The following is a 945-nucleotide window of genomic DNA, read 5'->3' as shown; positions in this document are numbered from 1 at the left end:
TCTCCTGCATCCCGCTCAGCTGACCGGTCGATAGATCACGGGTGTAGCGCTCAATAGTGCCATCTAAACGCAGGGCATAAAACTTGCCATCGGGGCCAAATGTCACTGAGGTATATTTTTTGTTCTGCGTGCCAGGCACAGGTTCTGGTTTGAAGGCTACAGGTAATTCTGCCGGTTCGTTAGGCAGATTTCCAGTAGTAAACGTTGCTTCATAGGGCATGAAAGGGGCGCCGGCATAAGACTTCACCCCTTCGCTGATGACAAATTTATAGGAAGTAAACGGCTCTAAGGCATAGGTTGGAGAAAAGCTGATGGCATCTCCCCCACCGGTTCCTTGCGCTGTTCCCAGGATTTGGGTGGTGCTTTGACCGACTACCTTCAGCAATTTTACGGTGTTTACAGTAATAGTGGCGTTATCTACTCCGCCGGTAAAACCAGGTATATTAGGTACATAGAGTGAGTTGGCTGAAATAGTGGGATTCAAGGCTACGCCGGTTGCCCCGTTTCCTGGCGTGGAAGACATCACATAAGGCCGCAAGCTTCCTGCGTCTACCACACTAAGTTGTACATTGACTGTAGCCGGTTGGTAACCGGAGGCAGAAGCCGTAAGGAGGGCTGTATAAGTACCCACGGCTAAGGTTTTAGCCGCCGTGTAGTCAAAGGTCACATTGGGCTCCTCACCATTATGGGTAGCATTGAAACTTAGCCAGCCCGATCCGCCACTGCCATAACTTGCAGCCAGCGTGGATTGAACGTTGCGGTTATCTGAGCGGCTCAGCTCTAAAGAGAACGTCTTGCTCGTTTCCGGGGTATTGGCCTCAATGACCAGGCTCTGTGTATTCATCGACCAAACCAGCTGTGGCGTGCCGCTAGAGGAAGCCGGTTGGATGAGTAGGGAGTTGATCTTGGTGTTTACTCCATTGTAAGCTACCCCATTGATCGTCT

Annotated in this window: 1 protein-coding gene; it reads right to left on the bottom strand. The window is 51.0% G+C overall.

Going from position 1 to position 945, the window contains the following annotated elements; translation table 11 throughout:
- Positions 1 to 945 (bottom strand): Ig-like domain-containing domain (locus tag Q0590_RS37390; protein WP_302042795.1); only part of this gene is annotated, 945 nt, incomplete at both ends.

The sequence above is a fragment of the Rhodocytophaga aerolata genome (genome assembly GCF_030503435.1).
In the GTDB taxonomy this organism is placed as follows: Bacteria; Bacteroidota; Bacteroidia; order Cytophagales; family 172606-1; genus Rhodocytophaga; species Rhodocytophaga aerolata.
The sequence above is the reverse complement of the archived record's forward strand: the minus strand, read 5'-3'. Positions and strand labels throughout refer to the sequence as shown.